This window comes from Paeniclostridium hominis, assembly GCF_014306135.1.
GTDB lineage: Bacteria > Bacillota > Clostridia > Peptostreptococcales > Peptostreptococcaceae > Paraclostridium > Paraclostridium hominis.
Genome location: NZ_JACRWD010000001.1, coordinates 1241210 through 1256084, shown reverse-complemented (window position 1 = coordinate 1256084; position 14875 = coordinate 1241210). Strand labels below are relative to the sequence as shown.

Genomic DNA, 14875 nt, shown 5'->3' with positions numbered 1-14875 from the left:
TATAATTACTATTATTAATAATTTTAATTCAAATTGAGAAAAAAATAAAGGACTAGGAGGCAATTTATTGCATTTATAAAGAAAAATATGTAAGGAAAATGTTTTTAAATGATAAAAAATAAAATAAATATTAAACTTAAATTATAAAATTATAATGCAAAAAAGTAATCCACAGACTTACTAACAAAATATTAACAATATTAACAATTTTATAATGAAATTTATATATAACCTTGCTATAATTTAATTAGAGTATTTTTATTAGGGGTGGGGATATGCTAAATTTTAAGTTTTGTAGTGAAGTATTAAAGACATGTCCTTTTCCATATTTATATGGAAAGGTTGAAAAAGATGAAAATGAAATGTTTACTGACTTTATAATAAAAGACTTAAATGATAAAATTTGTGAATTATTAAACCTAGAATTTGCTGACATAGAGGGAAAGAGTATAAAAGATGTAATACCTGGAATATTAGATAAAAATTTAAAAGAAGGGAAAGAAGATCAAGATTCATATATACCTTCCTTAGGTGGATGGTATAAAATATCTATATCGTCAGTATCTAAAGATAGATATGTATTATGGATTATAGAAAATAAAGAACTAGAAAATTTAAAAATTGTACAAACTCTAGTGGATGCTGTGCCAGATTATATATTTTACAAAGATAAAAATAGTAAGTTGATTGGATGCAATAAAAGTTATTCAGATAAATTAATAAAACTTGACAGAAGTGAAATAATAGGTAAAACTGATGGAGAATTACCTGTAGTTGACATAAATTCTAAAAGTTATAGGCTTAAGGATTTAGAAGTAATGGAGTCTAAGACTACTAAAACATATTATGAAAAGGTTACCTTAAATAGCGGAGAAATTATACATCTAGAAACGATAAAAACACCAATAATATCTGAATCTGGAGATGCTTTAGGAGTTATAGGTGTAGCTAGAAATATAAATGAAAGAAAAAAACATGAAGAAGATATAGAAAAAATAAGATCAGAAGCTTTAGCGAATATAGCACATGAATTAAGAACACCATTAAATCTTATATTTAGTTCTGTTCAAATGCTAAATTATAGGTATAATATTCTAAATAATAAAACTGGAGAAAAAGATGATAAATATTTAACTATAATAAAGCAAAATGGGTATAGGTTATTAAAATTAGTTGATAATATAATTGACTCTACTAAATTAGCTTATGAAAACGTAGAATTTAATCCTAAAAATTATGATATAGTAAAGTTTGTTGAAAGTATATGTGATTCTGTTAGCGATTTTGCTAATCAAAATCAGATGAATATAATATTTGATACGGATGTAGAAGAAAAAATTATAGGATTTGACTTAGATAAGATGGAAAGAATAGTTTTAAATTTATTGTCCAATGCATTAAAATTTAATGAAAAAGGTAAAACTATACAAGTAACTATTAAAGACTATAAAAATAATATAAAAATAAGTGTTAAAGATGAAGGAATAGGAATACCAGAACATTACTTACATAAAATATTTGATAGATTCAAGCAAGTTAAACATAAAAGCGTAAATAGTAAAGTAGGAAGTGGAATAGGTCTATCTTTAGTTAAATCATTAGTAGAGTTACATAAAGGAAGTATAGAGGTAAAAAGTGTATTAGGAGAAGGTAGCGAGTTTATAGTCAATATACCTAATAAATTATATAAAAATAAGTTAGAATTAATAGATGAAACAATTTTAAAAGAAAAGTTTGTACAAAAGATAGATGTAGAATTTTCAGATATATACGCTTAAAAGTGGATGATTTATAAATGATCATCCACTTTTTTTATTTTTGTTTCTATATCACTTACTATATATTTAAATCTTTTTTTTACTTGAGAATTATAGAAAAATTTAGTGATACTATCTAAAATTTTATTTGGATTATTATTATTTATAAATTTTTCTATGCAAATAAGTTCTGTTTCATTTTTACTTATTCTATTTAAAACATATTTAGATATAAAAGTTTGTCCATCTGTTGTAAAAGTTATTTCATATAGCTTATCTTTTTTAAAATCTGTTATTTCAAGACATGATTTATATAGTTTTTTGCCTTTAGAATCTCTTTTAACTTCTTTTATAGTTTTACATCCAACTGGATTTTTAATATTTATCTTTTCAAATGTATCTTTAGCATTATTTATAAATACATTAAATATTTTATCAGGGGTTGAATTTATTATTTTTTTATTTTCGTACTTTATCATTTTATCTCCTTTTAAGTTTTAAAATAACGTTTTCTAAATGCATTATAACATAAATTAAAGTAAATAATAAATTTTGGCTATGTTAGACAATTGTGTGATTAATTATACAGAAAATAGGTTATAATATAGGTATCAACTATACTTCGCCATATTATATAGAAAGGATTACTTATATTATGAAAAAAGCAGATATAAAAGCCATAGTTAAAAATTTGAATAAAGATGAACTTAGAGACTTAATTTCAGTAGCACAAGGAGTTTTAAGTGCTTTATTTAGTTCTGATGAAATAGAGGATAATATTAAGGAAAGTAGATTTTCTAAGGGATACGAATGTCCTAAATGTCAATGTAAGGATGTTAATAAAAATGGTAAGACTAGAGGTAGACAAAGATATATTTGTAAAAGGTGTCGTTGTACTTTTGATGAGTTTACTATGTCTCCTTTCTCTAGTACTAACTTAGGATTAGATAAATGGCTTAAATACTGTGAATTAATGATATTAGGACTTTCTATAAGACAATGTGCAACTGAAATTGGAGTTGGAGTTAAAACATCTTTTTATATGAGACATAGGATTTTAGATGTTATTAATCTATCATTAAAAAATGATATGGTTGAAGGTATTGTAGAAGTAGACGAAGTTTTTATTCGTGAATCATATAAAGGTAATCATTCAAAAAGTACTACTTTTAAGATGCCTAGAGAACCTAGAAAAAGAGGTAAGGGAAAAAAGGATAAGAAAAAAAGAGGTATTTCTAACGACCAAATTTGCATTGAAACTGGTGTTGACCGTAAAGGAAATATAGTAATGGGAGCGGTTTGTAATGGTAGAATTACAACTAATGATATTATTAGATTTTTTGATGGAAAAATAGGAGAAGATGTTACTTTCGTAGTCGATAGCCACAAATCTTATTTAAGTATAAATAAAGACCTAAATGTTGAATTAAAACGAGTTCCTAGAGGCAAATCTATGATAGATAGTGTTTATCACTTACAACATGTAAATTCTCTTCATAGTGGATTTAAGAGATGGTTAATGCACTTTAATGGAGTCTCTACTAAATACATTTCGAATTACTTGGCTTGGTTTAAATTCTTGCAATTAAGCAAGAAGAATAAAAAGAGCGATAGAATTAAGGATATGTTAGTTAATGTAGCAACTAAAGAAACTTGCATAACTATAAATACTATTAGAAATAGATATATTGAATTAGCTTAAAGCTAAGAAATTATTGACAGAACTGTGTATTGATTGAAATATTATTTAACAAGTTATATAATGTAGTTCGCAATTGTTATATATTGTGAACTTCGATATACTTTACAGTGAATATTATTTATGTTACTATTAAATTTAATAAAACAAGAAAGGAGTTAGATTTATGATAAATTTATATAGAATGATTAATAAATTAAAAATAATAGATACAACTCCTAAATATAATATTATATAACTATATTTAAGATATATCCACTGGTATACTAAAGTGGATTTTTTATTAACTAAAATAAGGAGGTAGCTATAATGCTTGCATATATCAGATTAAGAGGATAGCGCACGAGTTGTGGCTATCGTTAAACAAATTTAATAAAATGTCATAACTTCGTGCTATTTTATATGAATAATAGAAATAGGAAGGTTATGAACAATGAGAAAATTAAAAAAGATTGAAGTTTTAAGAGAATTACTTAATGAAAATATATCAATACTTAGATGTCCAGTGTGTAAAAAATCTATAAAATATATAAAAGAAAGTAGTGTATTATGTGAAAATAACCATTGCTTTAATATATCTAAAAAAGGATATGTTAATTTAGTAAAGAATAATGCGAAGACAATATATGATAAAAAATTATTTGAATCTAGAAGTAAAATATATGAATATGGTATATATGACGAGCTTTCTAAAGAGATAATAGATATAGTGGATAAATATACGTCAAAAAAGAATGTTAATTTTGTACTAGATGTTGGTTGCGGAGAAGGATATTATTTAAATCAACTATATTCAGATGAAAAAATAAATAGTAGGTGTAAATTGTTTGGAATAGATATATCAAGAGAAGGAATTTCACTTGCTACAAGATACGAAAATAGCATACTATGGAGTGTATCAGACTTATCAAATCTACCATTTAAAAATGATAAATTAGATATAATAATAGATATACTTTCACCATCGAATTATAGTGAATTTACTAGAGTTTTAAACAAAGGTGGAGTTGTAATAAAAGTAATTCCAGATGAACACTATTTAAAAGAGATAAGGTCTGAAATAAAAGGTAAAATAAAAAAAGATACTTATTCTAATAAAAATGTTATAAATTCATTTAAAGATAACTTGGAAATCATCTATGATAAAAGAATCACTTATAAAACAAATATATATAATTTAGAAGATTTTATAAAAATGACACCATTAACATCTGGTTTGAGCAAAGAACAAATAAATGAATTAAATAAATGTGATATAGAAAAAATAACGGTTGATTTAAAAATTATAGTCGGCAAAGTAAAGTAGATAAAGGTTAGGAGGTAATAAGATGAATATACGTGGATGTATACATTCAATAAGATTAAGAGGGTAAGTCACGGATTGTGGCTATTATCTTAATATAATTAAAAGTCATAATCCCGTGATATTTAAATATTAAAGTTTAAATATAAAATTATAGGAGATTATGAATGAAAGCTAAAAGTAATAATTATAGAGGAAAAGTTGATATTAGTGTATCGCAAAATTTTATTACTAGTAAAAATACTATATATAAATTAATAAAAAAAACAAATATATCCAAAAATGATTTTGTTATTGAAATTGGACCAGGAAAAGGTCATATAACAGAAGCTTTATGTGAAAAAAGTTATTGGGTTACAGCTATAGAACTAGATAGAAGTTTATATGGAAATTTAATAAATAAATTTAAAAGTAAAAATAATGTTACTCTTATTAATAAAGATTTTTTAAATTGGAAATTACCTAAAAAAAGAGAATATAAGGTATTTTCTAATATTCCTTTTTATATAACAACAAAGATTATTAAGAAATTATTATTAGAAGAGTTAAATTCACCAACTGATATGTGGCTAGTTATGGAGAAAGGTTCCGCAAAAAGATTTATGGGAATACCTAGAGAGAGTAAATTATCATTACTTTTAAAAACTAAATTTGATATTAAGATAGTGCACTATTTTAATAGAGAAGACTTCCATCCCATGCCTAGTGTAGATTGCGTCTTAGTATATTTTAAAAGAAAATATAAATATGATATATCTAAAGATGAATGGAATGAATATACAAGTTTTATATCTAAGTCTATTAATAACTTAAGAGATGTATTTACAAAAAATCAAATTCATGCAGTAATTAAATACCTAGGTATAAATCTTAATAATATTAGTGAAGTTTCTTATAATGATTGGATACAGTTATTTAGATATAAACAAAAGATAGATTAGTAATAGTAGATTTAAATTAGGAGGTGTTAAAATGATTATGAATGGTGGAATAGCGTCAATAAGATTAAGAGGATAAGTCACGGGTTGTGGCTATTATCTTAATTTAATAAAGAGTCATAATCCCGTGATATTTAAAGTTAATATTTAAATATAAAATTACAGGAGATTATGAAGATGATAAAAAAAGGAATAATTGTAGGAATTAATATAAATAATAAAAATAATTTTGATGAATCTATGGAAGAATTAAAAAATTTATGCTTAGCTTGCAAAATAGAAACTGTTGGTCAAATTAAGCAGAATTCAAAGAAAGTTAACTCTACTTTTTATATGGGTAGTGGGAAGATAGATGAATTAAAAAATTTAGTAGAAGAAAACAATGCAGATATAGTTATATTTAATAATGAATTATCAGCGTCACAAGTTAAAAATATTGAAGAAGAAATAAATTGTAATGTCATAGATAGAACTGCGTTAATATTAGATATCTTTGCAAATAGAGCAAAAACAAGAGAATCTAAATTACAAGTAGAGGTTGCGAAGCTCCAATATGAATTACCAAGATTAGTTGGTTCAAATGAAGATTTAGGTCGTCAAAGTGGTGGAGTAGGGACTAAAAACAGAGGCGCAGGAGAAACAAAATTAGAATTAGACCGTAGAAGAATAGAAGATAAAATTGCTAATTTAAATAAAGAGCTTGAAGTATTAAAAAATCAAAGAGAAGTACAAAAAAGTAAAAGGAAAAAATCTAATATTCCTAATGTAGCTTTAGTAGGATATACAAATGCTGGTAAGTCATCTGTTATGAATGCTTTAGTAGAGAAGTTTATAAATGATGAAGATAAAAAAGTATTTGAAAAAAATATGCTATTTGCAACTTTAGAAACTTATGTTAGAAATATAAAATTAGATAATAATAAATCTTTTTTATTATCAGATACAGTGGGATTTGTTGGGGATTTACCTCATAGTTTAGTAAAAGCTTTTAGGTCTACTCTAGAAGAAGTTTGTGATGCGGACTTATTACTTCATGTGATTGATATATCTAATCCTAATTATGAAAATCATATAAATGTAACAAATGAAACATTAAATCAAATAGGGGCGGATAATATTCCTGTGATTTATGTATATAATAAAGTTGATTTAATGGAATTAGATACATTCAATATAGAAGGGATGCTGGTTTCAGCTAAAAAATATATAGGTATAGAAGAATTATTGGAATCTATATGTAAAAATATATTTATGGATTATATAAAATGTAAGGTTATGGTTCCTTATAAAGATGGTAAAATGACATCTTATATAATTGATAGTTCAACTGTTCTAGAAACTGAATATACTAATGAAGGAACTTTATTTAGTATAGAATGTAGTAAAGAGGATTATGTTAAATACCAGTCATATATAATCTAGAGTGATTCTAGGTATCTATATAAACAATGCATAAATGAAAGAGGATGTCGCATACCAATTGAAAATTGTTCATGTGATAGCCTCTTTTATATTTGATAAGTAATTAGAAATGATTTTATTGTATGTGTTTATTGCAACAATAAAGTAAATAACTACAAATGATGCTAAAGACATTAAAATAGGATAAATAAATACTTCCAAAACCAATTAAGCTAGAGATAAATATACTTGTAAGAATGACTTTGTCTTTGTACGACTACGATGGGGAAAATGTGTATTAAAGAAATAACAAAAATACTTTAAATGAAATGTGTAAATTAAGTTAATGCTATAATATAATAAAGTGAACAATATTAATCTATTGCGAAATAATTTATATAAAAACAGCTAGAGAATGGAGTTCTAATATGTCTAGCTGTTTTTATTATTTATTTATCACACAATTATCTAACAGAGCCTAAATTTTAAATATAAAATTTAATTATAAAAATAAAAGTTTTCATAAATTAGAGAAAAATAAGAATATATTTACATTGACAACATGTGTTTAAACTGTACTTGTAGTGGTATAAAAATATTAAAATTATAGATTAAAAGTTTGGAGGAGTTTTTTATGGAAGTAGATAAAATGACACAAAGAGTCCAAAAAAGCTTAAATGATGCTTTTAGTGAAGCTGTTAAAAATCATAATCAACAAGTAGATACAATTCATTTACTTTATGCATTGATAGACCAAGAAGATGGATTAATTCCTAGAATAATAGAAAAAATGGGGATATCTGTTGAAGGCCTAAAAGCTAGTGTAAAAACTGAACTTTTAAAATTACCTCAAATACAAGGTGAGGCAGCTAGTTCACAAGGTGTAGTAGCTACTAGAAAATTAAATGAGATACTTTTAAAATCAGAAGAAATATCTAAAGAATTTAATGATTTATATATAAGTGTTGAACATGTATTTTTAGCTATAATAGAATTAGAGAAACATTCAAATATAGGTAAAATATTTAAACAATTTAACATAACTAAAAATAATTTTATGGAAGTATTATCAAAAGTTAGAGGAAATCAAAGAGTAGAAACTCAAGACCCAGAAGGAACTTATGACGCATTAGCTAGATATGGGACAAACTTAATAAATTTAGCTAAGAAAAATAAATTAGACCCAGTTATAGGTCGCGATGAAGAAATAAGAAGAGTTATAAGGATTTTATCAAGAAGAACTAAAAATAATCCTGTATTAATAGGTGAACCTGGGGTTGGTAAAACTGCTATAGTAGAAGGGTTAGCAGAAAGAATAGTAAAAGGAGACGTTCCAGAAGGTCTTAAAGATAAAATTATATTTGCACTTGATATGGGTTCATTAATAGCAGGTGCAAAATATAGAGGGGAATTTGAAGAAAGATTAAAAGCAGTACTTAAAGAAGTTCAAGCTTCTGAAGGTAAAATTATATTATTTATAGATGAGATACATACAATAGTAGGTGCAGGAAAAACTGATGGTGCTATGGATGCAGGAAATCTAATTAAACCAATGTTAGCACGTGGAGAGTTAAATTGTATAGGAGCAACTACTTTTGATGAATATAGACAATATATAGAAAAAGATAAAGCACTAGAAAGAAGATTCCAACCAGTTATAGCTGATGAACCTAGTGTAAGTGATACTGTATCTATACTTCGTGGACTTAAAGAAAAATTTGAAATACACCATGGGATAAGAATACACGACTCAGCAATAGTTGCTGCAGCTAAATTATCTGATAGATATATTCAAGATAGATATTTACCAGATAAAGCAATAGACTTAATAGATGAAGCTAGTGCAATGATACGTAGTGAAATAGATTCTCTCCCAACAGAGCTTGACATTGTTAGAAGAAAAATATTTACATTAGAAACAGAAAGAGAAGCACTTCTTAAAGAAGATGATGAAGCAAGTAAAAGAAGAGTTGAAAAACTTCAAAATGAACTTGCAGATTTAAAATCAAAAAATGATGATTTAACTGCAATATACGAAAAAGAAAAATCTCATATAATGAATATAAGAAACCTTAAAGCTAAGCTTGATGAAGCTAGAGGAGAGGTTGAAAGATATGAAAGAGAATATGATTTAAATAAAGCTGCTGAACTTAAATATGGGGTAATCCCAAATCTTGAAAAAGAGATAAAAGAAGCAGAAGATAAAATGGAACAAGACAATGAAACATCTTTATTAAAAGAAGAAGTAACAGAAGATGAAATAGCACAAATAGTAGCTAAATGGACTAATATACCTGTAACTAAGTTAGTTGAAAGTGAAAAAGAAAAATTACTTAGATTAGAAGATGAACTTAAAACTCGTGTTATAGGACAAGATGAAGCAGTAACTGCTGTAAGTGATGCTGTTATTCGTCATAGAGCAGGTCTTAAAGATGAAAACAAACCAATAGGTTCATTTATATTCTTAGGACCTACAGGTGTTGGTAAAACAGAACTTGCTAAAACTTTAGCTAGAAATTTATTTGATAGTGAAGAAAATATAGTAAGAATTGATATGAGTGAATACATGGAAAAACATGCAGTATCAAGACTTATAGGACCTCCTCCAGGATATGTAGGATATGAAGAAGGTGGACAATTAACTGAAATAGTTAGAAGAAATCCATATTCAGTTATACTATTTGATGAGATAGAAAAAGCACATGAAGATGTATTTAACTTATTCCTTCAAATACTAGATGATGGTAGACTTACAGATAATAAAGGTAAAACTGTTGACTTTAAAAATACTATAATAATAATGACTTCAAATATAGGAAGTTCATACTTATTAGAAGGTGAAGGTAAAATAACAGATTCAACAAAAGAACTTGTTATGAATGAAATGAAAAGAAGATTTAAGCCTGAATTTTTAAATAGAGTTGACGATATAATAATGTTTAAACCACTTGATAAAGAAGGTATAAGAAAAATAATAGATATATTCTTAGATGATTTAAGAAGAAGATTAAAAGATAGACGTATAACTTTAAGCATAACAGATAGTGCAAAAGATATATTAATAAATGAAGGTTATGACCCTATATATGGAGCTAGACCATTAAAAAGATATATAGGAAATATATTAGAAACTAAGATAGCTAAAATGATAATAGCAGGTCAAGTATATGATGGTTGTCATGTAATTATAGATGCAAATGATGAAAACATAGACATCAAAGTAGAGGATATGTAATTCGTACAAGGAGATGGCAACAATGATAAAGATCCTAATGAAAGATGGAAATGAATACGAAGCTGACTATAAACATGTAAAAGACTTTATAGAAAACTTTTTAAAAGATAAATTAAATGAAAATGGAGAATTACCATGTAAGTTAGTTGAGCTTAAAAGTGGTGTAAGTATAAACTTAAGTTCAATATCTTCAATAGAAGAGGAAAAGTATATAAATGGAATTGATACATTAATTCCATAAAAAATAAAATGTGTATCTCAGATTTTTGAGATACACATTTTTAAATTTAGAAATTTTATATTTTATAATATATCTAAAATGTCTAAATAATCATTAATGGTATCAGATAAATATTTTCCTTTATAGTAATCTATTTTTACATCTTCAAAATTTTCAAATTTGAGTACTGACTTTGGTCTTTCTTCAAAAATGCCAATTATTTCATAATTTTCATCTAAAAAAGCAATTGTTGGACCTTTAAATTTTTCTTTTTCTATATTCAAAGCCTCACTCATAAATTTTTTGCCTCTACCCATGGTTATGACTGATATATCAAAATTATCATTAATATCAACAAATTTTTTCAAAATAGATATATTAAGTTGAAAATCAGGACACCATATTTCTCCAGAAACAAGGCAGTTAACTTTATTTGGATAAGTAGCTATTTTATTTATAAGTTCTTCACTTAAATTAATTCTAGATGTATTTTTTGGTATTCTAGCTCTTTCAGATTTACTACCACTACCAACACAACTTTCAAAGCTTTCCCCAACTTCATATAAGTCTTTAATACTCATTTCAATTGCCATAACAAATCTCCCTTATTATTATATATTTATAAAAATTATATCTAAATAATTTGAACTAGTAAACCTATATACTTATTAAAAAGTTGACGATTTTAAAAATATAGTTCAAAATATAAAAGTAAGTATTTAGAGAAAGGATTTTTATTAGTATGGCAGATTGTGAAAGATGTACAAAAAATGAAAGTACTATGATGATAGTTATGACATTAGCCGTTATGTTTTTTAACATAATAGGAGCTATAATAGTATATGTTACATGCCAAGTTTATGGAAAACAGTCGACATTTATTAAAAGAAATGGAACAAGACTTATTGATTTTTACATATCTTTTGTAATATATGAAATTATAGTCTTATTACTATGTTTTGTAGAAGTTGGAAAATATTTATTACCTGTAATGACTATTATATATGCAGTAATATGTATAATGGCTATAATACAGTATTATAAACATAAAGAATTTATATATCCTTTAACTTTAAAAATTCTTCAAAAGTTAAAGTAATAAAAAAGAAATATGGACTAATTTAAAATTAGTCCATATTTCTTTTTGTTTATTATCTTATTATAGTATATATTAAGTAAATAAAATAAATTATTACAAAAATTATACCGTGAATTTTAGTAAGTGAGTTATTCTTTTTAATAAATATGTATAAAAGAATTGTTACAGCAGTCATAAAAATAGTATCTATTATGGCTACCACACTAACTGCCATAGGATGTATTAAAGCAGCTAAACCTAAAACTAATAATATATTAAATATATTAGAACCTATAACATTTCCTATAGCAATTTCTGTTTCACCTTTTTTTACTGCTATTACAGAAGTAACAAGTTCTGGAAGCGATGTCCCCATAGCAACTATAGTAAGACCTACTAAATTAGCACTCATACCAAATGATGTCGCTATATTAGTTGCAGAGTTTACAACTAAATCTCCACCAAATACTATTCCAACTATACCAATTAAACAAAGTAGTAATGTTTTAGGCATATGTATAGACTTTGTATCTGTAGCTTCAATAGCTATAGCAGTTTCTCCACTAGAACTTTCAATATCTTTTGAACTTATATTAGATTTTATCATATTTATTAAGAATAAAATAAATAATACTAAAAAAATCACACCATCTAATCTGCTTAAATTAAAATTAAGACTTAAAGCTAAAAGCAATATACTTATAAAAATTAAAAATGGAGTATCTTTTTTTATAGTCTCTTTTTCAACTGGTAATTTAGCTATGATAGATGAAACTCCTAAAACTATAAGTATATTAAAAAAGTTAGAACCCACTACATTAGCAATACTCATATCATTTTGACCAGCTAATGAAGATGATACACTAACGGCTGCTTCTGGAGCACTGGTTCCCATAGCAACTATAGTTAACCCTATTAGCATAGGTGAAACATTAAATTTTTTTGCTATAGAAGATGCCCCATCAACAAATATGTCTGCTCCTTTAATAAGTAGGGCGAATCCAATTAATAAAGTTAAAAATGACATAAGGACCTCCTAAAAATGACATTATCATAATAAATAGTATAACACAAAAAATATCAATATAAAATATTAACCTATGTACAATAAATTAAGTAACTTTTCAAGTTTAGTAGCATAAGATATATAAAAGAGAATAAAGGGGACTTGTAAATGGTAGCAATTGGATGTATTTTAATAGGTATTGGAACAGGTTTAATTTTAGGACAGATACAAGACACCATAATATTATCTTTAGTTGGATTAATAGTTGGAGCTTTTTTATACTCAAGAATGGCGGTATACATTAAGTTAAAATTAAATCCTAAAGTAAAGTCAACAATATATATAATTTTAGGAATATTAATAGGAATAATAGTTGGAATTATAACAGGTGAAATGAAAGGTGCTGTGATTACCGGTATAGGTGTTAGTTTAGTAGCCATAGACATGATGAATTATAGAAGGTATTTAAGGAATAACAATAGTGAAAATAATAAAATTTAAAAAATTAGGATATACCAAAGGAGATTTAAGTGTACAAAAAATTATAGTCACTTTTGGTATATCTATTTTTTATATAATAACAAAATTATAAATATAAAATTTATCCTATGAGTACAAAAATATTAAACATTGCTACAATATAAGTTGAATGTAAAGTAAAATATTGGGGGGTAAAGTATGGAGGCTAAGATTCAAATAAGTCAAAATGAAATAAGAAAAGCCATACAGATAATGGTACTTCCTATAGTTATAGAAAGTATACTTCAAATGACTTCTGGATTTTGCCTAACAGGTATGATGGGAAGACTAGATCCAATATCTATAAGTGCTTTTAGTCTAAGTAACCGAATAATTAATATAACCTGGGCAATTTTAAGAGGAATAACTATGGGAAGTGCAGTGTTCGTTGCACAAGCTTATGGTTCTAAAAATACAAAAAAGATAAAGTATATAATAAAACAGACTATGATAGGACTTAGTATTTTAATATTTTTAATTCAGCAATTCATATTTCTAAACACAGAATTTGTGTTGTCTATATTCGATCCAGGTAGTGAATTAATGTATATAGCATCTAAGTGTTTAAAAACTTCTTCTTGGTCATTATATTTTATGAGTATGATGCTTATATGTACATCTTCTTTACAATCTATGAATAAAGCTAAAATATCTATGAAAATAGCTATGTCTATGAATATAACTAGTATAATTATAGGTTACTTATTTATATTTGGTAATTTTAATATGCCAAATCTTGGAGTTCAAGGTGCAGCTATAGGAACTTTTAGTGGTTATTTTATAGCTTGTTTTTATGGTGTTTATTTAATGTTTAATAGAAAAAAAGGCTATGTATATTTTGGAGAACAAATAGATAAAGTAAAAATTAATATTAAAGAGTTCATAAAAGATTTTAAGCCTGATATAAATCAAATTAAAAATGTATATAAAATAGGAATACCAATATCTCTTGAAAACTCATTTTGGCAATTATCAACTATAATATTAACTCGAGCGATATTAAATTACGGAGAAGTCACACTTGCAGCTTATCAATTAGGGCTTCAAGCAGAATCTATATCTTTTATGCCATCAAACGCATTTGCAATAGCAGCAACTGCATTTGTAGGTCAGTGTGTAGGCGCTAATAATGAAAAATTAGGCAAAAGATATATGAAAGAATTATTTAAATCTACAATAGTAATAACGATACTAACATCCATACCTTTAATATTTTTTCCAAAACAACTTATGTTAATATTAACTAATGATAGTCAGTTAATAAATATATCAGCAAAATATTTAATAGTTATGGGAGTTATACAACTTGCAGGAAATTTAGGTGGGGTAATAAATGGAGCACTTAGAGGTTCTGGTTTTACAAAATTACCGATGCTTATATCTGCTACTGGTATATGGGGAATAAGGGTTCCACTTACTGTTTTAATCGTCTATTTTACAAAACTTGATATTCAATGGGTATGGATTGCTATGGGACTTGATGTTTGTGTAAGGTGGATTATTGGATATGTAGTTTATAAAAAGAAAGATTTATACAATTTTAAAAGTAATTTAGTTGAAGTGTTAGATTAAAATTTTTATAAATTTACAAAACAAAAAAGGGTTATCTATAATTTTTTAAAGATAACCCTTTTTTATAAAAACTGTAAACTTGAATGTAGTTTATTTTTAATATATTAAGATTTATGTAATAATTTTTTTACAAAATTTTAAACTTAA

The 14875-nt window shown here is 25.6% G+C and carries 13 protein-coding genes; 10 read left to right on the top strand and 3 right to left on the bottom strand.

Translation table 11 applies throughout. The features are described 5' to 3' along the window. Positions 1-275 precede the first annotated feature (275 nt). The gene (locus H8891_RS06005) at positions 276-1778 is read left to right on the top strand and encodes a PAS domain-containing sensor histidine kinase (protein ID WP_187005607.1); all 1503 of its coding nucleotides are present in this window, start codon (positions 276-278) and stop codon (positions 1776-1778) included. A gap of 11 nt (positions 1779-1789) precedes the next feature. On the opposite strand, the gene H8891_RS06000 is transcribed toward H8891_RS06005, so the two are convergent. Beyond that, entirely contained in the window at positions 1790-2236 is a 447-nt protein-coding gene (locus H8891_RS06000) for a DUF3284 domain-containing protein (RefSeq protein ID WP_187005606.1), read from the bottom strand. Positions 2237-2412: 176 nt separating this feature from the next. Between H8891_RS06000 and H8891_RS05995 the strand changes: the two genes are divergently transcribed. From H8891_RS05995 to H8891_RS05970, 6 genes are all read left to right on the top strand, one after another. Further along, entirely contained in the window at positions 2413-3459 is a 1047-nt protein-coding gene (locus tag H8891_RS05995; RefSeq protein WP_006439031.1) for an IS1595 family transposase, read from the top strand. A gap of 430 nt (positions 3460-3889) precedes the next feature. Next, positions 3890-4762 (top strand): methyltransferase domain-containing protein, encoded by an 873-nt coding sequence (locus H8891_RS05990; protein WP_006439032.1) that lies wholly within the window; start codon positions 3890-3892, stop codon positions 4760-4762. Between the two features lie 164 nt (positions 4763-4926). Beyond that, complete coding sequence (locus H8891_RS05985) at positions 4927-5700, top strand: 23S rRNA (adenine(2058)-N(6))-methyltransferase Erm(Q) (protein WP_007286427.1); 774 nt, start codon at positions 4927-4929, stop codon at positions 5698-5700. 174 nt (positions 5701-5874) lie between these two features. Beyond that, positions 5875-7119 (top strand): GTPase HflX, encoded by a 1245-nt coding sequence (gene hflX / locus H8891_RS05980; RefSeq protein ID WP_162214182.1) that lies wholly within the window; start codon positions 5875-5877, stop codon positions 7117-7119. 613 nt (positions 7120-7732) lie between these two features. Continuing rightward, positions 7733-10333, top strand: coding sequence for an ATP-dependent chaperone ClpB (clpB, locus tag H8891_RS05975; protein ID WP_147544033.1), 2601 nt, complete (start codon positions 7733-7735; stop codon positions 10331-10333). Between the two features lie 22 nt (positions 10334-10355). Further along, positions 10356-10574, top strand: a complete 219-nt coding sequence (locus H8891_RS05970; protein WP_187005605.1) for a hypothetical protein — start codon at positions 10356-10358, stop codon at positions 10572-10574. A gap of 62 nt (positions 10575-10636) precedes the next feature. Here the strand turns inward: H8891_RS05970 and H8891_RS05965 are convergent, their stop codons facing one another. Then, positions 10637-11146, bottom strand: a complete 510-nt coding sequence (locus tag H8891_RS05965; RefSeq protein WP_187005604.1) for a thioredoxin family protein — start codon at positions 11144-11146, stop codon at positions 10637-10639. Between the two features lie 149 nt (positions 11147-11295). Between H8891_RS05965 and H8891_RS05960 the strand changes: the two genes are divergently transcribed. Next, on the top strand, positions 11296-11652 hold the full coding sequence (locus tag H8891_RS05960; RefSeq protein WP_187005603.1) for a DUF4870 domain-containing protein: 357 nt from the start codon (positions 11296-11298) through the stop codon (positions 11650-11652). Positions 11653-11704: 52 nt separating this feature from the next. Here H8891_RS05960 and H8891_RS05955 read toward each other — a convergent pair whose 3' ends face one another. Further along, on the bottom strand, positions 11705-12658 hold the full coding sequence (locus tag H8891_RS05955; protein ID WP_147544037.1) for a calcium/sodium antiporter: 954 nt from the start codon (positions 12656-12658) through the stop codon (positions 11705-11707). 147 nt (positions 12659-12805) lie between these two features. Here H8891_RS05955 and H8891_RS05950 point away from each other — a divergent pair, with 147 nt between their 5' ends. Both H8891_RS05950 and H8891_RS05945 read left to right on the top strand, forming a co-directional pair. Further along, on the top strand, positions 12806-13138 hold the full coding sequence (locus H8891_RS05950) for a hypothetical protein (RefSeq protein ID WP_147544038.1): 333 nt from the start codon (positions 12806-12808) through the stop codon (positions 13136-13138). A gap of 177 nt (positions 13139-13315) precedes the next feature. Continuing rightward, on the top strand, positions 13316-14728 hold the full coding sequence (locus H8891_RS05945) for an MATE family efflux transporter (protein WP_187005602.1): 1413 nt from the start codon (positions 13316-13318) through the stop codon (positions 14726-14728). Positions 14729-14875 lie beyond the last annotated feature (147 nt).